General features: G+C 67.3%; 22 protein-coding genes and 1 tRNA gene. 8 read left to right on the top strand and 15 right to left on the bottom strand.

Features of this window, described 5'->3' with window-relative positions; translation table 11 throughout:
- The first annotated feature begins 117 nt into the window (after nucleotides 1–117).
- Nucleotides 118–1,131 (top strand): Hint domain-containing protein, encoded by a 1,014-nt coding sequence (locus F3H87_RS04485; protein ID WP_149786242.1) that lies wholly within the window; start codon nucleotides 118–120, stop codon nucleotides 1,129–1,131.
- Between the two features lie 16 nt (nucleotides 1,132–1,147).
- On the opposite strand, the gene F3H87_RS04480 is transcribed toward F3H87_RS04485, so the two are convergent.
- Entirely contained in the window at nucleotides 1,148–1,585 is a 438-nt protein-coding gene (locus tag F3H87_RS04480) for an Lrp/AsnC family transcriptional regulator (protein WP_149786243.1), read from the bottom strand.
- Between the two features lie 117 nt (nucleotides 1,586–1,702).
- On the opposite strand from F3H87_RS04480, the gene rocF reads away from it, so the two are divergent.
- Both rocF and F3H87_RS04470 read left to right on the top strand, forming a co-directional pair.
- A complete protein-coding gene (gene rocF, locus F3H87_RS04475; protein WP_149786244.1) occupies nucleotides 1,703–2,629 on the top strand; it encodes an arginase in 927 nt (308 codons plus the stop codon).
- 11 nt (nucleotides 2,630–2,640) lie between these two features.
- Nucleotides 2,641–3,711, top strand: coding sequence for an ornithine cyclodeaminase (locus F3H87_RS04470; protein ID WP_149786245.1), 1,071 nt, complete (start codon nucleotides 2,641–2,643; stop codon nucleotides 3,709–3,711).
- Here F3H87_RS04470 and F3H87_RS04465 read toward each other — a convergent pair.
- On the bottom strand, nucleotides 3,684–4,685 hold the full coding sequence (locus tag F3H87_RS04465) for an AraC family transcriptional regulator (protein WP_149786246.1): 1,002 nt from the start codon (nucleotides 4,683–4,685) through the stop codon (nucleotides 3,684–3,686). The two genes, F3H87_RS04470 and F3H87_RS04465, sit on opposite strands and share 28 nt — an antisense overlap.
- 147 nt (nucleotides 4,686–4,832) lie before the next feature.
- On the opposite strand from F3H87_RS04465, the gene F3H87_RS04460 reads away from it, so the two are divergent.
- Together F3H87_RS04460 and F3H87_RS04455 are read left to right on the top strand one after the other, a co-directional pair.
- Entirely contained in the window at nucleotides 4,833–5,279 is a 447-nt protein-coding gene (locus tag F3H87_RS04460; RefSeq protein ID WP_149786247.1) for a cupin domain-containing protein, read from the top strand.
- Between the two features lie 13 nt (nucleotides 5,280–5,292).
- Nucleotides 5,293–6,780 (top strand): flavin-containing monooxygenase, encoded by a 1,488-nt coding sequence (locus tag F3H87_RS04455; protein WP_149786248.1) that lies wholly within the window; start codon nucleotides 5,293–5,295, stop codon nucleotides 6,778–6,780.
- Between the two features lie 40 nt (nucleotides 6,781–6,820).
- Here the strand turns inward: F3H87_RS04455 and F3H87_RS04450 are convergent, their stop codons facing one another.
- The 4 genes from F3H87_RS04450 to putA all read right to left on the bottom strand — a co-directional run bounded on the left by F3H87_RS04450 (nucleotide 6,821) and on the right by putA (nucleotide 13,588).
- On the bottom strand, nucleotides 6,821–8,224 hold the full coding sequence (locus tag F3H87_RS04450; RefSeq protein ID WP_149786249.1) for a TRAP transporter large permease: 1,404 nt from the start codon (nucleotides 8,222–8,224) through the stop codon (nucleotides 6,821–6,823).
- Nucleotides 8,225–8,228: 4 nt separating this feature from the next.
- Complete coding sequence (locus tag F3H87_RS04445) at nucleotides 8,229–8,858, bottom strand: TRAP transporter small permease subunit (protein WP_149786250.1); 630 nt, start codon at nucleotides 8,856–8,858, stop codon at nucleotides 8,229–8,231.
- A gap of 92 nt (nucleotides 8,859–8,950) precedes the next feature.
- Nucleotides 8,951–9,967, bottom strand: a complete 1,017-nt coding sequence (locus F3H87_RS04440; RefSeq protein WP_149786251.1) for a C4-dicarboxylate TRAP transporter substrate-binding protein — start codon at nucleotides 9,965–9,967, stop codon at nucleotides 8,951–8,953.
- A 120-nt stretch (nucleotides 9,968–10,087) separates the two neighbouring features.
- Nucleotides 10,088–13,588, bottom strand: coding sequence for a bifunctional proline dehydrogenase/L-glutamate gamma-semialdehyde dehydrogenase PutA (gene putA, locus F3H87_RS04435; protein WP_149786252.1), 3,501 nt, complete (start codon nucleotides 13,586–13,588; stop codon nucleotides 10,088–10,090).
- Between the two features lie 128 nt (nucleotides 13,589–13,716).
- Between putA and F3H87_RS04430 the strand changes: the two genes are divergently transcribed.
- Nucleotides 13,717–14,187: an Lrp/AsnC family transcriptional regulator gene (locus tag F3H87_RS04430; RefSeq protein ID WP_149786253.1), complete on the top strand. Its 471-nt coding sequence runs from the start codon at nucleotides 13,717–13,719 to the stop codon at nucleotides 14,185–14,187.
- 96 nt (nucleotides 14,188–14,283) lie between these two features.
- Here the strand turns inward: F3H87_RS04430 and F3H87_RS04425 are convergent, their stop codons facing one another.
- From F3H87_RS04425 to F3H87_RS04400, 6 genes are all read right to left on the bottom strand, one after another.
- Nucleotides 14,284–15,297, bottom strand: a complete 1,014-nt coding sequence (locus F3H87_RS04425; RefSeq protein WP_149786254.1) for an NAD-dependent epimerase/dehydratase family protein — start codon at nucleotides 15,295–15,297, stop codon at nucleotides 14,284–14,286.
- A 31-nt stretch (nucleotides 15,298–15,328) separates the two neighbouring features.
- Nucleotides 15,329–16,753, bottom strand: a complete 1,425-nt coding sequence (locus tag F3H87_RS04420) for a pyridoxal phosphate-dependent decarboxylase family protein (protein WP_149786255.1) — start codon at nucleotides 16,751–16,753, stop codon at nucleotides 15,329–15,331.
- 66 nt (nucleotides 16,754–16,819) lie between these two features.
- Nucleotides 16,820–17,557 (bottom strand): proteasome-type protease, encoded by a 738-nt coding sequence (locus F3H87_RS04415; RefSeq protein ID WP_188129122.1) that lies wholly within the window; start codon nucleotides 17,555–17,557, stop codon nucleotides 16,820–16,822.
- Between the two features lie 18 nt (nucleotides 17,558–17,575).
- Nucleotides 17,576–18,376 (bottom strand): transglutaminase family protein, encoded by an 801-nt coding sequence (locus tag F3H87_RS04410; protein ID WP_149786256.1) that lies wholly within the window; start codon nucleotides 18,374–18,376, stop codon nucleotides 17,576–17,578.
- Between the two features lie 8 nt (nucleotides 18,377–18,384).
- Nucleotides 18,385–19,326, bottom strand: a complete 942-nt coding sequence (locus tag F3H87_RS04405) for an alpha-E domain-containing protein (protein WP_149786257.1) — start codon at nucleotides 19,324–19,326, stop codon at nucleotides 18,385–18,387.
- Nucleotides 19,327–19,329: 3 nt separating this feature from the next.
- A complete protein-coding gene (locus F3H87_RS04400) occupies nucleotides 19,330–20,754 on the bottom strand; it encodes a circularly permuted type 2 ATP-grasp protein (protein ID WP_149786258.1) in 1,425 nt (474 codons plus the stop codon).
- 223 nt (nucleotides 20,755–20,977) lie between these two features.
- On the opposite strand from F3H87_RS04400, the gene F3H87_RS04395 reads away from it, so the two are divergent.
- Nucleotides 20,978–21,745 carry a heparan-alpha-glucosaminide N-acetyltransferase gene (locus tag F3H87_RS04395; RefSeq protein ID WP_223227956.1) on the top strand — a complete coding sequence of 256 codons (768 nt, stop codon included), beginning with the start codon at nucleotides 20,978–20,980 and terminating at the stop codon, nucleotides 21,743–21,745.
- Between the two features lie 135 nt (nucleotides 21,746–21,880).
- On the opposite strand, the gene F3H87_RS04390 is transcribed toward F3H87_RS04395, so the two are convergent.
- The 3 genes from F3H87_RS04390 to F3H87_RS04380 form a co-directional block, all read right to left on the bottom strand.
- Complete coding sequence (locus F3H87_RS04390; protein WP_149786260.1) at nucleotides 21,881–22,285, bottom strand: hypothetical protein; 405 nt, start codon at nucleotides 22,283–22,285, stop codon at nucleotides 21,881–21,883.
- Nucleotides 22,286–22,431: 146 nt separating this feature from the next.
- Nucleotides 22,432–22,507, bottom strand: a tRNA-Thr gene (locus F3H87_RS04385).
- Nucleotides 22,508–22,556: 49 nt separating this feature from the next.
- On the bottom strand, nucleotides 22,557–24,215 hold the full coding sequence (locus tag F3H87_RS04380; protein WP_149786261.1) for an ABC transporter permease: 1,659 nt from the start codon (nucleotides 24,213–24,215) through the stop codon (nucleotides 22,557–22,559).
- Nucleotides 24,216–24,303: 88 nt separating this feature from the next.
- Between F3H87_RS04380 and F3H87_RS04375 the strand changes: the two genes are divergently transcribed.
- The gene (locus F3H87_RS04375; RefSeq protein WP_149786262.1) at nucleotides 24,304–25,179 is read left to right on the top strand and encodes a hypothetical protein; all 876 of its coding nucleotides are present in this window, start codon (nucleotides 24,304–24,306) and stop codon (nucleotides 25,177–25,179) included.
- Nucleotides 25,180–25,181: the final 2 nt, after the last annotated feature.

Raw genomic sequence — 25,181 nt, 5'->3', positions numbered from 1 at the left:
CAAAGCCCCGGGCTTTGCCAGCAAAACACCCGGTCGTTGACCGACCCCTGCCACATTCGTATCCTAGGTCGGTTCGGCCGGACCAGGGTTTCGGGCCGGAGTTGCAAGAATACCAGCATGAAGACCGACACCACAAACGCCACCTTTTCCCTGCCCGTCTACCGCTCGGACGCGCTGAGCGTCGTGAACGGCGCCAACCTGGGCGATCCGCTGTCCTTTGCCGACGAGCTGGTGCCCAGCGACGTCTACCGGCTGGCGCCACAGGTGCAGATGGCCCGCCTCAGCGTGCACCCGCGTAACGATGGCACGCTGGTGGTGGCCCCCGACACCGCCGCCGGCAGCGCGGGCGCGCAGCTGCATCTCGATTCCTGCCTGACCTTCATGTCGCCCGACGGGCAGACCACCGAAATGCTGATCCTGGTCGAGGTCGACGGGGATGGCGGCGTGACCGAGGTCTATGCCCTGCCGCTGGCCGCGATGCAGCCCCGGACCGATTACGCGCTGGTGACCATCGACCGCGACAGCACCCGCGCCCGGCTGGCGGAGCTGGCCTGCGTCTCGTTCACGCGCGGCACCCATATCACCCTGGCCAACGGCGCCCAGAAACGGATCGAGGATCTGCGCGTCGGCGATCGCGTGCTGACCCGCGACGAGGGCCCGCAGGAAATCCGCTGGATCGGCCAGAACACCGTGCGCGCGGTGGGCGAATACGCCCCGATCGTGATCACCGCCGGCACGCTGCACAACGCCCATGACCTGATCGTCAGCCCCGAACACCGGCTGTTCATCTACCAGCGGTCCGACGCGCTGGGGGCCGGCCGGTCCGAGCTTCTGGTCAGGGCGCGGCATCTGGTGAACGGCAGCTCGGTCTACCGGCAGGATGGCGGTTTCGTCGATTACTTCCAGCTGCTGTTCGACAGCCACCAGATCATCTATGCCGAGGGGATCGCCGCCGAAACGCTGCTGGTCGATCCGCGCACAAGGCCCGCCCTGCCGGCAGAGCTGGCCGAAACCCTGTCGGCCGGGCTGAACGCCCACGGACACAAGCCGCACATGGCCTACGAGGTGCAGGAATCGCTGCTGGACCGGCCCGACGCGGCCGAGATCCTGCGCCGCGCCTCGACCCGCTGAGGGCGCGCCGCCCGCTTCAATTCGCCCGTGCCACCGATTTCATCGTCGACAACAGCAGGCTGGTTTCGCTGGTCGCCACCCCGTCGAAGCGGCGGATCGTATCCAGCACCCGGTCAAGCTGCGCCAGCGTGCCGGTGCCCAGCTCGACGATCAGGTCCCAGCGCCCGTTGGTCGCGTGGATCGCCTGCACCTCGGGCAGCCCGGCAAGCTGGCGCTTGATCCGGTCCGCGCCGCGCCCCTCAATGCCCAGCATCATCAGCCCCCGCACCGGGTCGCGCGCCACATCGCCCTTCAGCAGCACGGTAAAGCCGACGATCTCGCCGCTTTTGCGCAGCTTGTCGATCCGCGCCCGCACCGTCGCCCGCGACACCCCCAGAAGCGCCGACAGCGACGACAGCGGCGCGCGCGCATCCTGCCGCAAGGCGCGGATCAGGGCATGGTCCAGATCGTCCATATTGCCGGCCTTTCCTTCCAATTCGGCATTTTCTTATCACTTATGATCAACATGACTGCTTAACTCTACCCCAAAACGGCGCAATATCATCCCCATAGCGAACAGGAGTATCCCCGCATGACCCCGCAAACCTGCATCCTGATCGGCGCACCGATGGATTGCGGCAAACGCCGCCGCGGCTGCCTGATGGGCCCCGATGCCTACCGCACCGCGGGGCTGGCCGAGGCGCTGGCCGCGCTCGGGCACAAGGTGGTCGACCGCGGCAACCTCGCCCCCGCGCCGCATGAGGCCGACGACCCCGCCGCGCATCCCCACCGCCTGAACGAATGCATCGGCTGGACGCAGGCCCTGATGGCCGAGGCCGGGCGCGCGATGGATCAAGGCATGCCGGTCTTTCTTGGCGGCGATCACGCGATCTCGCTCGGGTCGGTCGCGGGCGTGGCCGCCCATGCCGCGCGCGCGGGCCGCCCGCAATTCGTGCTGTGGCTGGATGCGCACGCGGATTTCCACACCGTCGCCACCACCGAAAGCGGCAACCTGCACGGCACGCCGCTGGCTTATGTGACGGGGCAGCCGGGCTTTCCCGGCTTTCCCGCCCTGCCCGCCCCCATCCCGCAGGAAAACATCTGCATCCTCGGGCTGCGGTCGGTCGATGGCGCGGAACGGGACGCGCTGCAGGCGTCGCACGTCGCCCGCCACGACATGCGCGAGATCGACGAGACCGGCATCGCCCGCCCGCTGCAGGCGTTCCTCGATCGCGTGACGGCGGCAGGTGGGGCGCTGCATGTCTCGCTCGATGTCGATTTCCTCGACCCGTCCGTGGCCCCGGCGGTCGGCACCACCGTTCCCGGCGGCGCCACCGTGCGCGAGGGGCACCTTGTCTGCGAGATGCTGCATGACAGCGGGCTTGTCACCTCGATGGACCTTGTAGAGCTGAACCCGTTTCTCGACGAACGCGGCCGCACCGCGCAGCTGATGGTCGATCTGTGCGCCAGCGCCATGGGCCGGCGCGTCTTCGACCGGCCCACCCGCGCCTTCGGATAAGGATAACGGACATGACCCAACCGTCGCACAAGGCGCTGGTGCCCTTCGTTTCGGTCGCCAACATGATGCGCCTGATCCACCATATCGGCATCGAAACGATGATGCGCGACCTCGCCGCCTATATCGAAGAGGATTTCCGCCGCTGGGACAGGTTCGACAAGACGCCCCGCGTGGCCAGCCACTCGGATGTGGGCGTGATCGAACTGATGCCCACCTCGGACGGTGAGGCCTATGGCTTCAAATACGTCAACGGCCACCCCGGTAACACGCGCGAGGGGTTGCAGACCGTCACCGCCTTCGGCCTGCTGGCGGATGTGCATACCGGCTATCCGGTGCTGCTGACCGAGATGACGATCCTGACGGCGATCCGCACCGCGGCGATGTCGGCGCTGGCCGCCCGCTACCTTGCGCCGGGCGACGCGCGGGTGATGGCGATGATCGGCAACGGCGCGCAGTCGGAGTTCCAGTGCCTGGCCTTCCACGCGCTTTGCGGGGTGGGTACCGTCCGGCTCTATGACACCGATCCCGCGGCCACGGCCAAAACCGCGCGGAATCTGGCCGAAACCGCGCTGTCGGTGGTGCCCTGCACCAGCCCGGAACAGGCCATCGAGGGCGCGCAGATCATCACCACCTGCACCGCCGACAAGCAATACGCCACCATCCTGACCGACAACATGATCGGCGCGGGCGTGCATATCAACGCCATCGGCGGCGACTGCCCCGGCAAGACCGAACTGGCCCCCGCGATCCTGCACCGCGCCGATATCTTCGTGGAATACCCCGAGCAGACACGGATCGAGGGCGAGATACAGCAACTGCCCCCCGACCACCCGGTGACCGAGCTGTGGCAGGTCATCGCCGGACAGGCGCAGGGCCGGCGCGACGCGCGGCAGATCACGCTGTTCGACAGCGTGGGCTTCGCGATCGAGGATTTCAGCGCCCTGCGCTATATCCGCGACCGGATCGCGGGCACCGACATGTTCGAACCGCTCGACATGCTGGCCGACCCCGACGATCCGCGCGACCTGTTCGGCATGGTGCGCCGCGCCGCGGGTCAGGGCGCGCCCCGCGCCAGCGTCTGACGCGGGGGTTCGCCGAAGGCCGCGCGATAGGCCGACGAGAACCGCCCCAGATGGGCAAATCCAAGCGCCGCGGCGATATCGCCCACCCGCGCCCCCGGCCCGTCCGAGATCAGCCGGAAACGCGCCAGTTTCAGCCGCTCGCCACGCAGGTATTGCAACGGCCCTATGCCGTGGCTCTGGGCGAACCCGACCTGGAGGTTGCGCAGGCTGGTGCCGGCCTCGGCGGCCAGTTCGCGCATGGTGAACTCCTCGGTCAGCCGGGCATGGATGATGTCGCGGGCGCGGCGCACATGGGCGGGCACAGGCCCGGTGGCCGGGCGGTCCAGGAAATGCTGGGCGCTGTTTTCCTGGAACCGCAGCAGCGACAGCATCAGCTCTTCCTCGATCAGCCCCTGCGCGGGCGTGCGGGCTGCGCCAAAGACCTGCCCGCATTCGGCGGCGCGAAAGCAGGCCATCGCACGGCGCAGCCAGTCGCGCCCCGGCGCAGTGGTGAAATCCATATGGGTGCGGAACAGCACCGATGCGGGCAGCTCGTGCCCGGCCCAGTCGGCGGCCAGCGCGTTCAGCGCCCGGCGCTCGATCTGGATCAGCAGCTTCTGGCAGCCCGCGCCCCAGCGCATCCGGGTCGGCCGCGTGGGGTTCAGGATCGTGCCCGCGCCACGCCCGACGGTAACGGCATCGCCGCCATTGGCCACCTCGGCCCCGCCCGCGACCGGGATCTGGATCAGGTAGAAGCCGCGCAATTCGCCCGGGTCGATGCACACATCCGCGCCATAGCACAGGTAATTCAGCGACAGCGCCTGTCCGGCGGCGCGGTTGTGCAGCGCGGCAAAGGGGGCATCGCGGCTGGCGCGTTCCAGCCGGTGATCGCAGAACTGCCGCGCCACGATGGCGCGCGCACGGTCCAGATCGTCGGTCTGGAACAGGTTGTGACGGGCCAGCGGGGCGGCCCCGGTCTGTGCGGCTGCGATCATCCCGAAAGGCTACGCCGTTGCGGGTACAAATCAAGCCTGACCTTTCAAAGCGCCCGACGCGATGCGAATTCCTGCGTTTTTCGGATAATCGGCGCGCCGGATCGGCTGTTACCGTGGCGTCACATAACAATGAACAGGGAAACGCACATGGACTATAGCAAAGGGATCACCCCCGCCGCCGACGCATACGAAGGCAAGGCGTGGAATGTCGTGGGGCACACATATACCCCGAAACTGCACTCGGACAGCGTGTTCGTCTGGCACGCGGATATCCCCGACGGCACCTTTGTGCCGCCGCATATCCACCCCACGCAGGACGAATGGATCTACGTGCTGGAGGGCAATCTGGAGATCGAGTTCGGCGACGAGCTGCACAAGGCCGGGCCGGGCGACACGATCCGCATGCCGCGCGGGATCGTGCATGGCATCTTCAACCGCTCGGGCGCCGGGGCCACCTGCGTCTTCGGCGTGGCCCCCGCGCGCAAGCTGTTCGACCTCTTTACCGCGCTGGACGGGTTGACCGACCCCGAGGAGCTGGTGCGCATCTCGGCGCTGCACGAGGTCGATTTCCTGCCGCCCCCCGACGCGCAGTAACGGGGGCGGAACAATGGTGAAACGCAAAACGGTCGCCGTGATCGGCGGCGGCGTCAGCGGGCTGGCCGCGGCCAAGGCATTCGACGCGCAGGGCCACCGGGTGACGGGGTTCGAACGCAGCCACGATTTCGGCGGCGTGTGGGAGCTGTCGCGATCCTATCCCGGCGTGCAGACGCAATCGCCCAAGGATCTGTATCGCTTTACCGATCTTCCGATGCCTGCGGATTATCCCGAATGGCCCAAGGGGCCGCAGGTGCATGCCTATCTGCATTCTTACGCGGACAGGCACAAGCTGGGGCGGCTGTTCCGCCTCAACACCGACGTGCGCGCGATGGAGCGCCGCCCCGACGGGCAACCCGGCTGGCGGCTGACCATCGACGAGGCCGGCCAGACCCGGACCGAGGATTTCGATTTCGTCGCCATCTGCACTGGGCAGTTTTCCGACAAGAACACGATCAGCCATCCGGGGCAGGATGAGTTCATCGCCCGGGGCGGGCGGGTCATGCACAGTTCGGAATACACCGACCCGTCGCTGGCCCGTGGCAAGCGCGTGGTGGTTCTGGGCGGGTCGAAATCGGCCACCGACATCGCCGTGAACGCGGCGCAGAACGGGGCGAAGCAGGTCACGCTGGTCTATCGGGAAAACGTCTGGCGGCTGCCCTATTTCATCGGCGGCATCAACTTCAAGCGGCTGCTCTACATGCGTGCGCAGGAGGTGCAGTTCAACGGCTGGGCGCCCTCGCCGCTGGCGCGGGTCCTGTCGGCGGTGACGAAGCCGCTGGTCTGGGCCAATTTCCGCGGGCTGGAAACCCTGCTGAAGCTGCAACTGGGGCTTAAGAAATGGGACATGGTGCCCGACCAGCCGATCGAAAAGACGGCCTCGTGCTCGCTGCCCATCGTGACGCCGGGCCTGTTCGAAGGGTTCCGCGACGGCTCCATCGTGCCGGTGCGCGGCAGTTTCGACCACTACGACGGCGACGGGATCGTTCTGACCGACGGGCAGCGCGTGGGCTGCGACGTGTCGGTTCTGGCGGTCGGCTGGAAACTGGGCGTGCCGATCCTGCCCGAGGCATATCGGCAAAAACTGATCGAGCCGGACGGCCAGTACAAGACCTACCGGCTGTCGGTGAACCCGGACCTGCCCGACATGGGCTTTGTCGGGTTCAACTCCAGCTTCTGCACGGTGCTGTCGGCCGAGATGATCGCCAACTGGCTGGTGCGCTATGCCGATGGCCAGCTGGCGCGGCAACCGACCGAGGCCGGGATGCGCAGCAACATCCAGATGATGCTGGACTGGCGGCGCAACGACCGGCCCGCGGCGCAGGTCTATGGCGGGCTGTGCTCGGCGCCGTTCCATTTCCGGCATTTCGACGAATTGCTGGCCGACATGGGCGCGCGCAGGACACGGCACGCCAACCCGCTGGCCGAGCAGTTCAGCTACCCGGATGCGGCGCATTACGGGCGGTGCCTGGCCTCGACCCCGCAATACCGGGCGGCCTGACCCTTAGGCGACGGGTGGGCGGGCATTCCCGCCCACCCTGTCAGCTTGCCAGCGATGGCAGCCACAGCACGATGGCCGGAAAGGCCACCAGCAGCCCGATGGTCACCGCATCCGCGATGAAAAAGGGCGTGACCCCCTTGAACACGTCCTGCACGCTCAGATCCTCGCGCACGCCGGCCACGACAAAGCAGTTCAGCCCGATGGGCGGCGTGATCAGGCAGAACTCGGCCATCTTGACCACAAGGATGCCGAACCAGATCGCGCACATCGTGCCGTTCATGCCAAAGGCGCTGTCCTCGGCGGACACGAACTCGCCCCCGTTCAGGGCCATCACCGCCGGATAGACCACCGGCAGGGTCAGCAGCAGCATCCCGATCGCATCCATGAACATGCCCAGCACCGCATAGGCCAGAAGGATACAGACAAGGATCGCCCAGGGCGAGAAATGCAGCGAGGTGATCCAGTCGGCGAAGGCGTCGGGCAATTGTGCAAAGCCCAGGAAACGCACGTAGATCAGCACGCCCCAGATGATGGTAAAGATCATCACCGTCAGCTTGGCGGTTTCGATCAGCGCCGATTTCAGCTCGGCCCAGCGCATCCCGCGGCCCAGCGCCATCAGGAAGATGATGAAGGCCCCCAGCGCGCCGCCCTCGGTGGGCGTGCCCCAGGCCTTTTCGCCGAACGGGTTGTAGACGAAGAAGATGATGATCACGACCACCAGCAGGATCGGCATCGCCGCGGGCAGCGACGCAAAGCGTTCGCGCCACGTAAAGCCGCTGACCGGCGGGCCCACCGATTTGAACACCACCGCGATGCCGACGATCAGCAGCGCATAGATCACCGCCGAGAACGCGCCCGGCACGAAGCCCGCCAGCAGCAGCTTGCCCACGTCCTGTTCGACGATGATCGCATAGATCACCAGGATCGCCGAGGGCGGGATGAGCGAGGCCAGCGTGCCCCCCGCCGCCACCACGCCGGCGGCGAATTGCTTGTTGTAGCCGATCTTCAGCATTTCGGGGATGCCGATGCGTGCGAACACCGCCGCGGTGGCGACCGACGCGCCGGACACGGCGGCGAAACCGGCGGTGGCAAAGATCGTCGACACCGCCAGCCCGCCGGGCAGCCACGCAATCCAGCGTTTCGCCGCCTCGAACAGCGCGCGGGTCAGCCCGGCATAATAGGCCAGATACCCGATCAGGATGAAGGTCGGGATCAGGCTGAGCTCGTGGCTGGCCACCTTGGAATGGGGCACCTGCCCCGCCGTCTTGGCCGCCACGGTGATCGCCCAGCCCAGCTGTTCGGGATCGAAGCCGCGTTTCGACCAGAAGATTATGAACAGGCCGACCAGCCCGGCCAGCGCGGCGGCAAAGGCCACCCGCATCCCCAGCACCACGAGCACGAGCATCCCGCCCGAAACCCACAGACCGATTTCGATGGGTTCCATGCGCCTACCCTTTCTCGCCGAGGGTTTCGGCCTCGGCCGCGGCCTGCGCGGCGGCATCCTGCACCAGCGGCACCGCGACCGGGTTCGCCAGCCCCAGCACCAGCGCGCGGCCATAGCCCCAGGCCTGTATGCAGAGCCGCAGGCACAAAACGAAGATCGCCACCGGCACCAGCAGTTTCGCCGGCCAGATCGGCAGCCCGATATCAATGGTGGAATCGCGGCTCCAGAGCGGGGCCGCCAGATCGAAGCTGCGCAGGAAATGTGCCCAGCTTCCCCAGAGCAGGAACACCATCAGGAACAGGATCAGCAGCACCGAGATCAGCTCGAACAGCCAAAGCGCCCTGCCCCCGAGATGCGCCACCAGCAGGTCCATGCGGATATGCGTGCCGTCGCGCTGCGCGAAGGACACCGCAAGGATCGCGATCAGCGGCATGAGCTGCATGATCCAGTCGACGTAGCCCGACAGCGGCGCATTGAGCAGCAGCCGCCCCCCGACCGAGCGGACCGCGAGGAACATCAGCGACAGAACCGCCAGCCCCGCGATCAACGCAAATCCCCTTTCCAGCCGCAAAAGACCGCGGTCAAGACGGCTCAGAACGCTGCCGTCCTCCAGCACGGGCGCCGCACCTGCCATACCCTGCCCCCCTGTTTTCGTGATGTGCACGGGATGCCGAGCCGCCGCGCCGGACACATGTCCCGGCGCGGCGGCCCGTTGTCACGCCTGCCTCAGTTCGAGGCGCGATGCTGCTCCAGCGTCTGCTGGACCAGATCGTACAGCTCCTGCGCGGGCATCCCCTGCGCCGACATCTCGGCGATCCATTCGTCGTGGATCGGCTGGCCGCCCACTTCGCGGAACTTGGCAAGCTCCTCGTCGGGGATCGTCACCTTCTGCACGTTCTTCTCGGCCAGCACCTCGTCCCACCGCTGCAGCAGCTTGCCGTAGTTTTCGAGGTAGAAGGCCACCGCCTCGGGCACGGACTCGTCCAGCGCCTGGCGGTGCGCGTCGCTGAGCGCGTCGTAGGCGTCGATATTGACGACGACGGGGCAGTTCACCGTGCCGGGGTTCAGGTTCGCCGTCCACCACGTCGCCCGGTTGATCGTGCCGAAAGACAGGTGCGCGTGCTGGGCAAAGGACACGGTGTCCACCACGCCCGATTCCATCGCCTGATACGCCTCGGACGCGGTGACCGAGGTGGGCACGCCGCCCACGGCGCGGAACGCCTCGCCCAGGCCGCCGGTGGCGCGGACGCGCATACCGTCGAACTCGGCCAGCTCGTCGCGCGGCTCGCCGGTGCCGACGAGGTTGTATTGCGGCATCGGGCTGGTCATCAGCATCCTTGCGTTCCACTGGGCCATTTCCCGCTCGACCGCCGGATGGGCATAGACCGCGTTGCTGACCGCCACCTCCTCTTCCAGGTCGCGCACGCCCAGGAAAGGCAGTTCCAGCACGGTGATCGCGCGGTTCTTGTCGGGGTGGTAGCCCGCGCAGAACTGCGCCATCTCGAAGGCGCCGATGGAAATACCGTCGAGGTTCTCGGTGTTCTTGCTCAGCCCGCCATAGCTGATATTCATGGTGAATTCGCCGCCGGTCTTTTCCGACACAAGCTCGGCCAGCTTCTCGATATGTTCGGTGAAGGCGCGGCGCTTGCCCCAGACGGACACGTTCCATTCGGTCGCCATCGCCTCGGTGGCGAATGCGGCGGCAAGGGCCGCGACGGCGACCCGCGACAGGATTTTCTGCATGTCTCACTCCCTGGTTTGCGGCCCGTTTGTCGGGCCGTCGCCGAAAGGCTAGCCGACGGGTGCCCGTCTGCCAAGGGGTTTGGTCAGGAAAGGTGACCAATCAGCCGCCTTGCGCCGGTGTCACGGGGCGGCCTGCGGCGCCCCGGACTCGGCCGCCAGCAGCGCGGCGTTGCCGCCCGCGGCGGTGGTGTCGATGCAGATATGCCGCTCCAGCCGGCAGCGCGCGGCCAGGTCGTGCCCCGCCGCCAGCCCGATCAGCGCACCCTCGCGCCGGGCCAGTGCCTGCCGCGCCGCGCGCAGATCGTCGTCACCGGACCAGAGCGCCACCAGCGCGACGCCCCGCAGGCCGGCCAGCGCCACGCGCGGCAGGACCCCGTCGATGCCCTGCGCGGGCGGCACGCCCGGCGCCACGGCCAGCGCCTGGCATCCCGCATCGCGCGCGATCCGCACCTGTTCGGCGGCATCCGCGGCGGTGGGGCCAAGGCACAGGACCGTGCCCCGGCCAAAGACCGACAGCCGGTTCGATTCCCCCGTGGGCCCGGGCAGGTCCCGGACGCTCAGGCGCGGCAGCTCAAGCGCGGCCAGCGCATCCAGCCGGTCCTGCACCTGCGCCGGGTCCGCCGCATCCCCCGGCACCGGGTCGTGGCGCGGCAGGTCCCCGGCGGCAAAGCGCGGCACGTAATCCGGCCCGCCGGCCTTGGGCCCGGTGCCCGACAGGCCCTCGCCACCGAAGGGCTGGCTGCCGACCACGGCACCGATCTGGTTGCGGTTCACATAGGCATTGCCGACGCGCAACCGGCTGGTGACCTGCTCGACCCGCCCGTCGATCCGGGTGTGCAACCCGAATGTCAGGCCATAGCCGCCGGCATTTACCGCATCCACCACCGCGTCGATCTCGTGTGCGCGGAAGGTGGCGATGTGCAGCACGGGGCCAAAGATTTCGCGCTCCAGATCGGCAAGGCCCGACACGCGGATCGCGGCGGGGCCGATGAAATGCCCCTGTTGCGGGGCATCCACCCGTTTCAGCAGCCGCCCCGCGGCATCGGCCGCGTCGATATAGGCGGCGATATCGGCCTGCGCGCGCGCGTCGATCACCGGACCGACATCGGTGCTGTGCTCCCACGGATCGCCCAGCCGCAGCTCATCCATCGCGCCGAACAGCATGGTCAGGAACGGACCCGCGATATCCTGCTGCACGTAAAGGCAACGCAGCGCCGAGCACCGCTGCCCCGCCGACTGGAACGCCGAGGCCACGATATCGCGCACCGCCTGTTCGGGCAGCGCGGTGCTGTCGACGATCATCGCGTTCAGCCCGCCGGTTTCGGCGATCAGCGGCGCCGGGGGCGCAACGCCATCGGCCATCGCCCGGTTGATGCGCTGCGCCGTGGCGGTCGAGCCGGTGAAGCAGACGCCATCCACCCGCGCGTCGCCGGTCAGTTGCGCACCGACAGTGGCGCCGTGACCGGGCAAAAGCTGGATCGCGTCGCGCGGCACCCCGGCCTTATGCATCAGCCGCACCGCCAGATGGGCGGTCAGCATCGTCGCTTCGGCCGGTTTCGCCAGCACCGCGTTGCCCGCCGCCAGCGCCGCCGCGATCTGGCCGGTAAAGATGGCCAGCGGGAAATTCCACGGGCTGATGCAGGTGAAGACCCCGCGCGGCCCGCGCGACAGCTCTTGCCCGCGCGCGGCGTAGTAGCGCAGGAAATCCACCGCCTCGCGCAGTTCGGCCACGGCATCCCCGGGCGTCTTGCCGGCCTCGCGTGCCACCACCGCGAAAATCTCGCCGAAATTCTGCTCGTAAAGGTCGGCCACCCGGTTCAGCACCCCGGCCCGCGTCGCGGCGTCCGCCTGCCAGGGCCGCGCCGCGGCAAGGGCGGTTTCCACATCGGCATCGGAACAGAGCACCACCTGCCCCACCACGTCGCCGGGCCGCGCGGGGTTGCGCACCTCGTGCAGCTCGCCGCCCGCAACATCGCCCGCGATCAGCGGCCCGGCCTGCCATTGCGTATCGCGGAACGGCGCGCGGGCCCGTTCGATCCGCCCCAGGTCGCGCGCGTCGTGCAGGTCGAAGCCGCGCGAATTCGCCCGCTCGGGCCGGAACAGATCGGCCGGGTCGCGCACCGCCGCCGACCTTTCGCTATGCGCCAGCGCCGCGAACGGGTCGGCCGCCACCTGCGCGGGCGGCACGTCCTCGTCGACGATCTGGTTGACGAAGCTGGAATTCGCCCCGTTCTCCAGCAGCCGCCGCACCAGATAGGCCAGAAGATCCCGATGCGCCCCCACCGGCGCATAGATGCGGCAGCGCGTTCCGGCCTGTTGCAACACCAGATCGTGCAGCGCCTCGCCCATGCCGTGCAGGCGCTGGAATTCGAAGGCATCCCTGTCATCGGCCATTTCCAGGATCGCGGCCACGCTATGCGCATTATGGGTGGCGAATTGCGGATAGATCCGGCTGGTCATGCCCAGCAGCTTTCGCGCGCAGCACAGGTAGGAGACGTCCGTCGCGGGCTTGCGGGTGAAGACCGGGAACCCCTCCAACCCCTCGACCTGCGCGCGCTTGACCTCGGTGTCCCAATAGGCGCCCTTGACCAGCCGCACCATGATCCTGCGGTCCAGCCCCTCGGCCAGCGCATAAAGCCAGTCCAGCACCGGGCCCGCGCGCTTGCCATAGGCCTGCACGACCACGCCGAACCCGTCCCAGCCCGCCAGCCGCGGATCGCGCAGCACCGCCTCGATCACGTCCAGCGACAGGTCCAGCCGGTCGGCCTCTTCCGCGTCGATATTCAGCCCCATGCCCGCCTGCCGCGCCTGCAGGGCCAGCTCCAGCGTGGCGGGGACCAGTTCGGCCATCACCCGGTCGCGCTGCCCCTCTTCATAGCGGGGATGCAACGCCGACAGCTTGATCGAAATACCGGGGTTGTCGCGGATATCGTCCGATCTGCTGTGCCGCGCCAGCCGCGCGATAGCATCGGCATAGGCCGCGTGATACCTGGCCGCATCATGCGCGGTCAGCGCCGCCTCGCCCAGCATGTCGTAGGAAAAGCCATAGCCCTGCCGCGCGCGGTCGGCCCCGCGCCGGACCGCCTCGTCGATATCGCGGCCCAGAACGAACTGGTGGCCCAGCTCCTTCATCGCGCGTGCCACGGCCGAGCGGATCACCGGCTCGCCCAGCCGTTTCACCGCGCCATGCAGCACGCTGGCGATCCCCGGCTCTTCGTCGTCGCGCAGCACCTTGCCGGTCAGCATCAGCGCCCAGGTCGAGGCATTGACCAGCGACGAGGACGACCGCCCCAGATGCGCGCCCCATTCCGAGGGGGCGATCTTGTCCTCGATCAGGTCGTCGATGGTTTCGCGGTCGGGCACGCGCAGCAACGCCTCGGCCAGGCACATCAGCGCCACGCCCTCCCTGGTGGACAGGCCGTATTCCGACAGGAACACCTCCATCAGCCCGGACCGGCCCGCGCCGCGTATCCCCTCGACCAGCCGGATCGCGCGTGCATGGGCCGCCGCGCGCGTTGCCTCATCCACGGGACTGGCCGCCTGCAGGTCCGCAAGCACCGCCGCTTCACCGGCATGATGCGCGGACCGGATGGCATGGCGCAGGGGTTCGAGGCGGGACATGGGCGGGCTCCTTTCGGGCGGGCATGGGCTATGGTTCAGGATACCCCGAATCTGGAAGACTTTTGTCCCGTTGATTGGACACCTGCAGGCGGTTAGACTTTTTCGAAACCTTCACCAAAGGACGAAAGATGCCCTTACGGACCGAAACCGACCATCTGGACCGCATCGACCACAGGATTCTGCGCGTCCTGTCCGCCGACGGGCGCATTTCCATCGCCGATCTCGCCCGGCGGGTGGGCCTGTCGAAAAGCCCCGCACAGGTGCGTGTCAGAAAATTGCAGGAGCACGGATACATCCTGGGCTTCCGCGCCATGCTGAACCCCGCGAAACTGGGGCTCGACCACGTGGCCTTTGCCGAGGTCAAGCTGACCGATACGACGGAAAAGGCGCTGTCGGCCTTCAACGCGGCGGTGATGAAGGTGCCCGAGATCGAGGAATGCCACATGATCGCGGGCAGCTTCGACTACCTGGTCAAGGTGCGCACCGCCGATATCCGCAGCTACCGGCAGGTTCTGGGCGAGGTGATCTCGGCCCTGCCCCATGTCGGCGCGACCTCGACCCATGTGTCGATGCAGGCGGTCAAGGAAAGCGGGCTTTAAGGGATACGACGGATTGGGGGCGCTGCCCCCAGGCCCCAGGGCCTGCGCGGCCCGGGCGCATACGAATACGTTGCGCGCAAGGCGCGCGCCGGTGGGTCACTTGCCGTAATAGTCGCGGTACCACGCCACGAAGCGCGCGATGCCGTCGCGGATATCGGTTTCGGGGCGGTAGCCGGTCAGCGACTGCAAAAGCGTCGCATCGGCCCAGGTGGCGGGCACGTCGCCCTTTTGCATCTCCATCATGTTGCGCTGCGCGGGGCGGCCCAGCGCCTTTTCGATCGCGTCGACGAAATCGAGCAGCTTCACCTTTTCGGAATTGCCGATATTGACGATCCGGTAAGGCGCGACCGGGGACAGGCTGTCGCCCGCTTTGATGTGGGCCGGATCGGTGGGGCGCTGCGGGACCGCGTCGATCAGCAGGCGGATGCCGCGCACCAGGTCCGCGACATAGGTGAAATCGCGGTACATCTCGCCGTGGTTATAGATGTCGATGGGCCGGCCGTTCAGGATCGCGTCGACGAATTTGAACAGCGCCATGTCGGGCCGCCCCCAGGGCCCGTAGACGGTGAAAAACCGGAACATCGTCGTGGGCAGGGCCCACAGATGCGCATAGGCATGGCCCATCGCCTCGGTCGCCTTCTTGGTGGCGGCATAGATCGTCAGCTGGCTGTCGGCCTTGTCGGTCTCGGCATAAGGCATCTCGGTATTCGCCCCGTAGACCGACGAGGTGGAGGCCATCAGCAGGTGGTCGACGTCGTGCCGGCGCGCGGCCTCCATCACGTTGAAGGTGCCCAGCACGTTGGCGTCGAGATAGGCGCGCGGCGCGTCGAGGCTGTAGCGCACGCCGGCCTGCGCGGCGAGGTGCACGATCACGTCCGGTTCGAACGCATCCACCGCCGCGTCCAGCGCATCGGTATCCTCCAGCATCGCCTCGGTCGTGGTGAAGTTCGGCGATTGCAGCAGCATGGCGTGGCGGCGGCGTTTCAGGGCGACGTCGTAGTAATCCGTCATCCCGTCGAAGCCCGCGACCTGCCACCCCTCGTCGAGCAGCAATTGCGCGAGGTGGTAGCCGATGAACCCCGCGGTGCCGGTGATGAACGCCTTGCGCATTGTGCTGCCCCCTGCCTGCCTGTCCGCAGGGTTACCCCGCATCGCGGGCGCGGGCAACGGCGGCGATGGCCTGCGCCACGTCTTCCGCCCTTGTGCGGTGGTTGGCGATGGCCGCGCGCAGGGCGGTGATCCCGTCGATGGTGACGGTGGAAAACACCGCCTCGCCCGACAGTTGCAGCTCCTGCGCGATCCTTGTGTTGAGGTCGCCTTGCGCCTCAGGCGACAAGCGGGCATCGGCGGTAAAGACGCACAGGTTCGAGATCACCGGCGCCATCGGCCGCATATGCGGATCGGCCCGGACCAGCGCGCCCATCTGGGCGGCGCGCGCGCAGTTGTCGGCGATGGCCGCCCCCAGCCTTTCGGGGCCATAGGCCACCAGCGCCGACCAGACCCGGAGCGCGCGATTGCCGCGCGACAGGTCGGTGCCGTAGTCGCAAAACCACGGATCGCCCCCGGCAAGCCCCCTGTCCTGCCCCTCCAGATAGGACGGGCGGGCGGCAAAGGCGGCGCGGTGGGCCGTCTCGTCGCGGATCAGCACCAGCCCGCAATCATAGGGCACATACATCCATTTGTGGAAATCGCAGGCCAGCGAGTCCGCCCGCTCGATCCCCGCCACCAGCCCCTGCCACGGATCGCCGGCAAGCCGTGCCCAGGCGCCGAAGGCCCCGTCGACATGCAGCCAAAGCCCCTCGTCCCGCGCGATATCGGCCAGCGCGCGCAGGTCGTCGAACCGGCCCAGACCGACCGAACCGGCGGTGCCGATCACGGCAAAGGGCCGCGCGCCCGCCGCGCGGTCGGCAGCGATGGCGGCGCGCAGGGCGACCGGGTCCATGCCCCGGTCGGTTTCCGGGATGGCGCGCAGGTTGTCCGCGCCGATGCCCAGCAGCTCCAGCGCCTTTTTCACGGCGTTATGCGCGCCTGTGCCGGCATAGGCGGTCAGCCGCACCGCACCCTGCCCGGTCCTGCGCATCTGCGGCCCCAGCGCGCACACCCGCGCGGCGGCCAGCGCGATCACCGTGGCCTGGCTGGTGCCGGTGACCAGCACGCCGCTTGCCCCCTCGGGAAAGCCGAACACGCCGCGCGCCCAGTCGATCACCGCGCGCTCGATATAGACCGCGCCGTGATCGCGCCCGCCCAAGTTGGCGTTCATTGTCGCCGCTACCATTTCCGACAGCAGCCCCGAGGCCAGCCCCGTGCCGTGCACCCAGCCGAAGAACCGCGGATGGGTGTTGCCGGTGCCATGCGGCAGCACGTCTGAGGCCAGCCGCCGCGCCAGCGCCGCCTCGCCCTGCCCGGTATCGTCGCCGTCAAGGCGATAGCCGGCCTTCACCGACCCGGGCACCGGCTGCCACGGGTGATCGCGCGCGCCTTCCAGCCGGTCGAGACAGGCATCCAGCAACTCATGCGCGGCGCGGCGAAACCCGGCCGCGTCTTCGGGATCGAGGGAGTGGGTCATCGCGCGTCCTCCTGCCGCCACCATAAGACAGGAGCGCACCGTGCCAAGCCCCGCCGGATCGCGGTGTCACGCGTCGAGCGAAAAGGCCGGCAGGCTGTCCAGCGCCTCTTTCAGGGCGTCGCCCCACCCTTGCGAGATCGCCTGGAAATAGGGATCGTCCGCCTCGATCCGGCCGCGCCGGCCCGCGCGCAGGCTGTCGGTTTCATACAGGTGATAGTCGAAGGGCGCGCCCACGGTGAGGTTGGCCTTGAGCGTGGAATCGAAGCTGACCAGCAGCAGCTTCATCGCGTCCTCGAAGCGCAGGCCCGGATCGTAGGCCCGCACGAGGATCGGCCGGCCATACTTGGTTTCGCCGATCTGGAAGAACGGCGTATCGCCGCCGGCCTCGATGAAATTGCCCTCGGGGTAGATCAGGAACAGGCGCGGCGGGCCGCCCTTGATCTGCCCGCCCAGGATCAGCGTGGCGTTGAAGGTGCTGTCGGCCCTCTGGCCCGCCTCGGCATGGCTGGCGATGACCTCGCGCAGCGTGTCGGCCACCATGCCCACGGCCTGGAACATCGACGGCGCGGCCATCAGCGAGGGCTGGCGCGCCTCGGGCGATTTGCTGCGCTCGTCCAGCAGGCTGACGACCGCCTGCGTGGTGGCAAGGTTGCCCGCCGCCATCAGGGTGATCATGCGCTCGCCCGGCTCTTCCCAGATCGTCATCTTGCGGAAGGTCGAGATATTGTCGAGCCCGGCATTGGTGCGGGTGTCGGACATGAAGACCAGCCCGCGATCGAGCATCATCCCAACGCAATATGTCATCTGCCGCCTGCCCGCCCCCTATTGCTGCGCCTGCACCTCGATACGCACATCGAGCGACTCGGCGCTGCCGCCGATCCGGGTTCCAGATACGGGCGCGGCGTCGGAATAGTCCAGCCCCGTTGCGACGCGCACATAGCGCGTGTCGGGCGATATGCCGTTGGACACGTCGAACCCGACCCAGCCCAGCGCGTCGAGATGCACCTCGGCCCAGGCGTGCATGGCGTCCTGCGCAACGCGGTCCTCAAGCATCAGGTAGCCCGACACATAGCGCGCGGGCAGCCCCATCTCGCGCGCACAGGCGATGAAGACATGGGCGTGGTCCTGGCAGACGCCGTGCCCCTCCTCGATGGCCTTTTCGGCCGACCAGCCGGGATGCGACACGCCGACCTCATAGGCGACCGCGCCGCGGATCACCTCGATCAGGCTGTGCATCCGCTCCAGCTCGTCCGCGCCCGCGGCCTGACGGACCAGCGCGCGAACACCGGCGCGGGCGCGGGTGCGTTCGGTCTCGCGCCGGTAAAGCCACAGCGGCGCGGGCCCGCGATGGCGGCCGACGATGCCGTGGGTATCGCTCAGCTCCACCTCGCCCCGGCTGGTGACCGTCAGCTCCGTCACCCCCCGGTCAAAGCTGATCAGCTCGGTGACGTTATGGTGATAATCGTCGAAACTCAGCTCCTTGCGGCCGCCGGTCACCTGCGTATCCCAGTTCAGCACCCATTGCTGCTGGCTGGTCTTGGGGGTCTTGCGCAATTGCTGCAACCCGTAGGATACCGGCGCGTCGAAGCGGTAGCGCGTTTCGTGATGTATCTTCAGCCGCATCCGGTGCCCTATTCGTAGAACCTGTAATCGACCTCGATCTGACGCGAAAGATCGGCCAGCAGGTCCAGCATCTTCTGGATGAAATCGTGCAACCCGTAATCGAAGATCGCGTCGACCTCGTGCGACAGGTACATCCGTTCCATGTGGTTGACCTTTTGCAGCGACGGCGCCGTGCCGCTGTCGCCGGTGCCCAGATAGCGCAGGTTGTCCCTGAGCTTGGAGGCGCAGAACGCCAGGCTGCGCGGCATCCGCTTGTCGAGGATCAGGAATTGCGTGATCTCGCGCGGGCCGGCGCGGCCGCCATATTCCATGCGGAACCCGCCCCGCGCCGAGACCGAGCGCAGGATCGTTTCCCATTGCACATTGTCCAGCGAGGTGCCGACCGCGCGGGCCGAGGGCAGCAGCACGTAATATTTCACGTCCAGTATCCGCGCGGTGTTGTCGGCGCGCTCCAGGAAGGTGCCGATGCGGGCGAAATCGTAGATCTCGTTACGCAGCATGGTGCCGTGGGTCATGCCGCGCACCAGCGCGGTATGCTGGCGGATCGTGCCCAGAACGCCCGGCAGGTCGCGCTCGGACACCCGGCGGGCCAGCGCGTCATGCGCGGTCATGTAGGCGGCATTCGTGGCCTCCCATACCTCGCCGGTGATGGCGGTGCGCACCAGCCGCGCATTGTGCCGCGCCTGCGCGATGCAGGACATGACCGAGGACGGGTTGTCGCGCGCGCGCAGCAGGTAATCTATCGCGGTTTCCTTGGTCAATTCCTCGTGCTGCGCCTGGTAGCCCGGCCAAACCGCCGCCGATTCCAGCACCGAGCGCCATTCCGCATCGCTGTCGCCCAGCCGCGTCAGCGCGATGCGCTGGCCGGTCTCGATCAGGCGGGCGATGTTCTCGGCCCGTTCGAGATAGCGATACATCCAGAACAGGCCGTTCGCGGTCTTGCCCAGCATCGCCTACTCCTCCAGAACCCAGGTGTCCTTGGTGCCGCCGCCCTGCGACGAGTTCACCACGAGCGAGCCCTTCTTCAGCGCGACCCGCGTCAGCCCGCCGGGGGTGACGCGGATGCCCTCGGGGCTGACCAGCACGAAGGGGCGCAAGTCGACATGGCGCGGCGTCAGGCCCGCGCGCGAGAATATCGGCACGGTGGACAGGCTGAGCGTCGGCTGCGCGATATAGTTGCCGGGCCGCGCCCTGAGCTTCTTTCGGAACGCGGCCAGGTCTTTCTTCGTGGCCGTCGGCCCGATCAGCATCCCGTAGCCGCCCGAGCCGTGCACCTCCTTCACAACCAGCTCCGACAGGTTGTCCAGCACATAGGCCAGCGCCTCGGGTTCCGAACACCGCCATGTCGGCACGTTTTCCAGCAGCGGACGCTCGCCGGTGTAGAACTCGACGATTTCCGGCATGTAGCTGTAGATCGCCTTGTCGTCGGCGATGCCGGTGCCGGGCGCGTTGGCGATGGTGATGCCGCCCGCGCGGTAGACATCCATGATCCCCGCCACGCCAAGCTGGCTGTCGGGGTTGAAATTCAGCGGATCGAGGAAATCGTCATCCACCCGGCGATACAGCACGTCGATCGGCGTGTATCCGCGCGTGGTGCGCATGGCGACACGGCCATCGACGATGCGCAGGTCGTGCCCCTCGACCAGTTCCACCCCCATCTGGTCGGCGAGGAAGGCATGTTCGAAATAGGCCGAGTTATAGATGCCCGGCGTCAGCACCGCGACCACCGGGTCGCCCGTGGTGGCCGCCGGCGCGCAGGCCGCAAGCGAACGGTGAAGGTCGGCCGGGTAGGTCTGCACCGGCTGCACGCGGTTCTGGCTGAAAAGCTCGGGGAACATCTGCAGCATGGTTTCGCGGTTTTCCAGCATGTAGCTGACACCGGACGGCGTGCGCGCGTTATCCTCAAGCACGTAGAACTCGCCCGGCCCGGTGCGCACAAGGTCGATGCCCACGATATGGGTATAGACATCGCCCGGCGGCGCGACCCCGATCATGTGCGGCAGGAACGCCTCGTTCCGGGCGATCATTTCGGCCGGCAGGCGCCCGGCCTTGATGATCTCCTGCCCGCCATAGATATCGGCCAGGAACGCGTTGAGCGCGCGCACCCGCTGTTCGATCCCCCGGCTCAGCCGCAGCCATTCCGCGCCCGAGATGATACGCGGGATGATGTCGAAGGGGATCAGCCGTTCCTCGGCCTCGGCCCGGCCATAGACGTTGAAGGTGATGCCGGTCAGGCGAAACAGCTCTTCCGCCTCGCGCTGCTTGGCCCGCAGGCGGGCGGCATCCTCGGCGCCGAACCAGTCGTGGAATTTCTGGTAAGGGGCGCGAAGGCTGTCGTCGCTGCCCCACATCTCGTCGAAAATCTGCGTATCGGTCATTGCGTGATCCTGAATATGATCCCATCAGAGCACCGCCCGGCCCGAACGGCCACAACGAAGCGCCCGCGCAGGGCGCAGCCCGTGAAAAACCGCCCAGTAATCCGGCGATGCGCCCAAAAAACGGGCAATTCGCCCATCGTGAAGGCCCGGCGCGGGGGGCGGACGGGCGGCTTGTCTCGCACCGCCACGGCCCCTAGTCTCCCCCAAGACCCCGGAGATGCGCGTGACCCTCAGCCAGACCGCCCTGCCCAGCGACCGCCCCGCCCCGCGCCGTATCGCGATCATCGACATCGCGCGCAGCGTGGCGCTGCTGGGGATGATCCTGTTTCACCTGGTGTTCGACCTGGCGATGTTCGGCTTTCTGCCCGCGGACACCGCGCAGACCGGCGGCTGGCCGCTGTTTTCGAAACTGGTGGCGGGCAGCTTCCTGGGGCTGGCCGGGCTGTCGCTGTATCTTGCGCATCGGGGCGGGTTGCGAATGCGCCCCTATCTGAACCGGCTGGCGCGCGTCACCGCCGCGGCGCTGCTGATCAGCGTGGCGACATGGGCGGCGCAGCCCGATTTCTACGTCTATTTCGGCATCCTGCATTCCATCGCGGTGTCCAGCGTGATCGGCCTTGCCTTCCTGCGCGCGCCGGTGTTCCTGACTGTGGCGGCGGCGATTGTGACCTTCGCCCTGCCCGGCCTGTTCGACACCTGGGGCCTGTCGGTCGACTGGCCGGCATCGCTGGGCCTTGCGCAGCACCCGCAACCCTCGATGGATTTCGAGCCGGTCTTTCCCTGGCTCGCCCCGTTCCTGCTGGGCATGGCACTGGGGCGGCTGGGCCAACGGACGGGCCTGTGGCCCACGCTTGAGGCCCCGGTGGCCGGGGAAACGCCCCTCACCCGCCTGTCCGCCTGGCCGGGGCGGCACAGCCTCGTGATCTATCTGCTGCACCAGCCGGTCCTGATCGGGCTGCTGCAGGGCTGGGTGCTGGTTTTCGGGGGGTGACAGCAAACGACAACCTAGGAATGGGGCTGAACTCACGCAACAAGGCCATCCTCCCGGAGTAAACTTGGCCGGATGAGGCGTTCAGATTTGTTCCAATGCACCGCGCACTCGGCGTCTGCCGGGGCTGGCCACCCTTCACCAAGTAACGTCTATGACTCGCCCGTCACTGTGCTGGCATATGCCAACCCCACCCATAGAGGTAAAACCGGAACTATCTGCATAGTTCATCTGGCAACGCATGGTGGAGCCACGATCGCCCATCAGCACGGCGACGAAGTTTCCGCTGCTACTGGTGACCAAAACGGTTCCGGTCGCACCGTTCGCAAACACCGTTCCGACACCGCTGGTTGCTCCTGCATTAACTGCCTGCCCTGAGAAGGACTCTCCGTCAATTGACGTGCGATAGAAATCACGATCAACGCCCTGCTCATACTGGAACTGCACCGGCGTTCCCTCACCGCGCACGACACCCTGCATGGTACCACTGCAACCAGCAACAATACCGCTCATTGCAGCAAACAAAACAACACACAGCCTCATGGAAATCCTCGTTTTGATAATGGCGCCAAGCCAACCTATTCCAGCGCCCGGAAATCATAAAGCCCTGAAACCCTCACCGCCTGACATCGGGAAAAGCGCAGGCCCATTAATACTTATGGGAAACAAGACACTTCAAGTGGCCTTTATGGTGCCCCCACACGGACTCGAACCGCGGACCTACTGATTACAAATCAGTTGCTCTACCAGCTGAGCTATAGGGGCACTGGGCGTCGGAATACGAAAACCGCGGCGTCCGTGCAAGAGCGAAAGATCAGCGGTTCGCCCGTGCCAGCAGACCCACCGCCGCCAGCCCGACGAGGATCACCAGAACCGCAGCGGGCGAGGCGTCGCCGAGGTTCTCAAGGCTCGCCTGGTCGTGCACGCGGGTGGCCAGCGTGTCGAAGTTGAACGGCCGCAGCAGCAGCGTCGCGGGCAGCTCCTTGACGCAATCGACAAAGACCAGCAGCAGCGCCGAGCCGACCGAGGCGCGGATCAGCGGGTAATAGACCTGCCCCAGCACCTGCCCCTGCGTGCGCCCCAGCGACCGCGCGGCCATCGGCAGGCTGGGCGAGACCCGCCCCATCGCCGCGTCCGCCGCGCCCTGCGCGATGGCAAAGAACCGCACGCCATAGGCCAGCACCAGCGCAAAGGCCGAGCCGGTCAGCACCAGCCCGATATCGACGCCGCTCGCCGCCTCGACCCCGTCGGCCAGCGCATGATCGACCCGCGCCAGCGGGATCAGGATGCCCACGCCCAGCACCGCCCCCGGCGCGGCATAGCCGATGGTGGTCAGCGGCAGCAGCAGGCGCGGCAGGCTCCGCCCCGACAGGCGCACGCCATAGACCATGAAGACCCCGGCCAGCACCGTCGCCACCGCCGCCACGCCGCCCACGCTCAGCGTGTTCCACAGCGCGCTCAGCAATTCGGGATCGGCCCAGCGGTCGGCATTGCCCAGCGCGTGCGCGGTGATGACCCATGCCGGCAGCACGAAGCCCAGCGCGAAGGGCAGCAGGCAGGCGGCAGAGGCCAGCGCGCCCCACCCCCCGGCCAGGTGGCGTTTGGGCACCGGGCGGTGGCGGCCCGACATGTTGAAGAACCGCAGCCGGCGACGGCTGAATTTTTCGAGCATCACCAGCAGGATCACCAGCACCAGCACGACGCTGGCGATCTGCGCCGCGCCGCCGGCATTGTTGCTTTCCAGCCAGACGCTGAAGATGCCGGTGGTCAGGGTCTGCACGGCGAAATAATCCACCGTGCCGAAATCGTTGACGGTTTCCATCATCACGATGGCCATGCCCGCCGCGATGGCCGGGCGTGCCAGCGGCAGCCCCACCCGCAGGAAGCGGCCTACCGGGCCGGTGCCGAGGCTCATCGCCACCTCTTCGCTGGCGCCCGATTGTTCGCGGAACGCCGCGCGCGTCAACAGGTAGACATAAGGATAAAGCGCCGCCGTCAGCACCGCGATCGCCGCGCCCATCGACCGGATCTCGGGGAACCAGTAGTCGCGCGCGCTCTGCCAGCCCATGAGCTGCCGCAGCCCGGTCTGCACCGGCCCCGCGTATTCCAGCAGGTCGACCAGCGCATAGGCCCCGACATAGGCCGGGATCGCCAGCGGCAGCAGCAGCAGCCATTCCAGCCAGCGCGACAAAAAGAACCGGTACCGCGTGATCAGCCAGGCCGCGCCGGTGCCCACCATGCCCGACAGCACGCCCACCGACAGCATCAGCACCGCGGTATTGCCCAGGTAGCGCGGCAGCGTCGTGGAGATCAGGTGTGGCCAGATGTTTTCCTTGGGCGTCAGCGCGATCACCAGCACCGACAGGATCGGCGCCAGCACCACCGCCGCGATCAGTACCGCACCGGCCGACCACACGCCCCCGCCGGGGAGGATGCGCCGCGCGCGGGTTGGAGTGATGGGTGTGTCGGTCATGCCGCTCCCTTGCCCGAAACCGGTTTAACTGTCCAGAAAAGAGCGTATATTGCGCCCCTGTCACGTCCAGAAGAAACCGGAAAACCCGATGCAGGTTGTCCTACATGCAGGCGCACATAACACCGACGACGACCGGCTGATCAAATGCCTTTTGCGCAACCGCGACGATTTTCGACAGCGCGGCATCGCCGTGCCCGGCCCGTCGCGCTATCGCCGGCTGATCCGCGACACGCTGAACGCGATGTCCGGCAGCCCCCTGGCGCCGGATGCGCGCATGGTGCTGCTTGACGCGATCCTGGACGAGGATCATCCCGAGCGCCTGCTGCTGTCGAACGAGAATTTCTTTTCCGTGCCGAAACTGGCCGTGTCCAAGGGCGTGTTCTATCCCCGCGCCGAGCTGAAGCTGGCCCAGCTTTCGCAGATATTCGACGGTGACGAGGTCGAGCTGTTCCTGGCCATCCGCAACCCGGCAAGCTTCCTGCCCGCGGTGCATGCCAATTCGCCCGAGATGAGCTTTGACGATTTCATGGCCGGGGCCGATCCGCGCGACCTGCGCTGGTCGGAACTGGTCAGGCGCATCCGCGACCATGTGCCGGGGCTGCAGATCACCGTCTGGTGCAACGAGGACACGCCGCTGATCTGGGCGCAGATCATCCGCGAGATGGCCGCGCTGGAGCATAACCAGAAGATCACCGGCGGGTTCGACCTGCTGTCCGAGATCATGACGCCCGCGGGGATGAAACGGTTTCGCGCCTATCTCAAGGCCTATCCCAACATGAACGAGATCCAGAAACGCCGGGTGATCGCGGCGTTTCTCGACAAGTTCGCCATCGAGGAAGAGATCGAGGAAGAGCTGGACCTGCCCGGCTGGACCGATGATCTGGTGACCGAGCTGAGCGATATCTACGATGACGACGTGTTCGAGATCGGCCGCATCCAGGGCGTGACGACGATCGCGCCCTGACG

The sequence above is a fragment of the Lutimaribacter pacificus genome, from assembly GCF_900142185.1.
Lineage (GTDB): Bacteria > Pseudomonadota > Alphaproteobacteria > Rhodobacterales > Rhodobacteraceae > Lutimaribacter > Lutimaribacter pacificus.
The sequence above is the reverse complement of the archived record's forward strand: the minus strand, read 5'-3'. Positions and strand labels throughout refer to the sequence as shown.

Excerpts from the sequence above, each read along its gene's own strand:
- F3H87_RS04450 (WP_149786249.1), bottom strand. The coding sequence starts at position 8,224 with ATGGAACCCATCGAAATCGGTCTGTGGGTTTCGGGCGGGATGCTCGTG.
- rocF (WP_149786244.1), top strand. The coding sequence starts at position 1,703 with ATGACCCCGCAAACCTGCATCCTGATCGGCGCACCGATGGATTGCGGC.
- F3H87_RS04410 (WP_149786256.1), bottom strand. The coding sequence starts at position 18,376 with ATGCGGCTGAAGATACATCACGAAACGCGCTACCGCTTCGACGCGCCG.
- F3H87_RS04455 (WP_149786248.1), top strand. The coding sequence starts at position 5,293 with ATGGTGAAACGCAAAACGGTCGCCGTGATCGGCGGCGGCGTCAGCGGG.
- putA (WP_149786252.1), bottom strand. The coding sequence starts at position 13,588 with ATGTCCCGCCTCGAACCCCTGCGCCATGCCATCCGGTCCGCGCATCAT.
- F3H87_RS04445 (WP_149786250.1), bottom strand. The coding sequence starts at position 8,858 with ATGGCAGGTGCGGCGCCCGTGCTGGAGGACGGCAGCGTTCTGAGCCGT.
- F3H87_RS04425 (WP_149786254.1), bottom strand. The coding sequence starts at position 15,297 with ATGCGCAAGGCGTTCATCACCGGCACCGCGGGGTTCATCGGCTACCAC.
- F3H87_RS04405 (WP_149786257.1), bottom strand. The coding sequence starts at position 19,326 with ATGCTGGGCAAGACCGCGAACGGCCTGTTCTGGATGTATCGCTATCTC.
- F3H87_RS04390 (WP_149786260.1), bottom strand. The coding sequence starts at position 22,285 with ATGAGGCTGTGTGTTGTTTTGTTTGCTGCAATGAGCGGTATTGTTGCT.
- F3H87_RS04375 (WP_149786262.1), top strand. The coding sequence starts at position 24,304 with ATGCAGGTTGTCCTACATGCAGGCGCACATAACACCGACGACGACCGG.
- F3H87_RS04485 (WP_149786242.1), top strand. The coding sequence starts at position 118 with ATGAAGACCGACACCACAAACGCCACCTTTTCCCTGCCCGTCTACCGC.
- F3H87_RS04460 (WP_149786247.1), top strand. The coding sequence starts at position 4,833 with ATGGACTATAGCAAAGGGATCACCCCCGCCGCCGACGCATACGAAGGC.
- F3H87_RS04415 (WP_188129122.1), bottom strand. The coding sequence starts at position 17,557 with ATGACATATTGCGTTGGGATGATGCTCGATCGCGGGCTGGTCTTCATG.
- F3H87_RS04470 (WP_149786245.1), top strand. The coding sequence starts at position 2,641 with ATGACCCAACCGTCGCACAAGGCGCTGGTGCCCTTCGTTTCGGTCGCC.
- F3H87_RS04465 (WP_149786246.1), bottom strand. The coding sequence starts at position 4,685 with ATGATCGCAGCCGCACAGACCGGGGCCGCCCCGCTGGCCCGTCACAAC.
- F3H87_RS04480 (WP_149786243.1), bottom strand. The coding sequence starts at position 1,585 with ATGGACGATCTGGACCATGCCCTGATCCGCGCCTTGCGGCAGGATGCG.
- F3H87_RS04400 (WP_149786258.1), bottom strand. The coding sequence starts at position 20,754 with ATGACCGATACGCAGATTTTCGACGAGATGTGGGGCAGCGACGACAGC.
- F3H87_RS04420 (WP_149786255.1), bottom strand. The coding sequence starts at position 16,753 with ATGACCCACTCCCTCGATCCCGAAGACGCGGCCGGGTTTCGCCGCGCC.
- F3H87_RS04430 (WP_149786253.1), top strand. The coding sequence starts at position 13,717 with ATGCCCTTACGGACCGAAACCGACCATCTGGACCGCATCGACCACAGG.
- F3H87_RS04440 (WP_149786251.1), bottom strand. The coding sequence starts at position 9,967 with ATGCAGAAAATCCTGTCGCGGGTCGCCGTCGCGGCCCTTGCCGCCGCA.
- F3H87_RS04380 (WP_149786261.1), bottom strand. The coding sequence starts at position 24,215 with ATGACCGACACACCCATCACTCCAACCCGCGCGCGGCGCATCCTCCCC.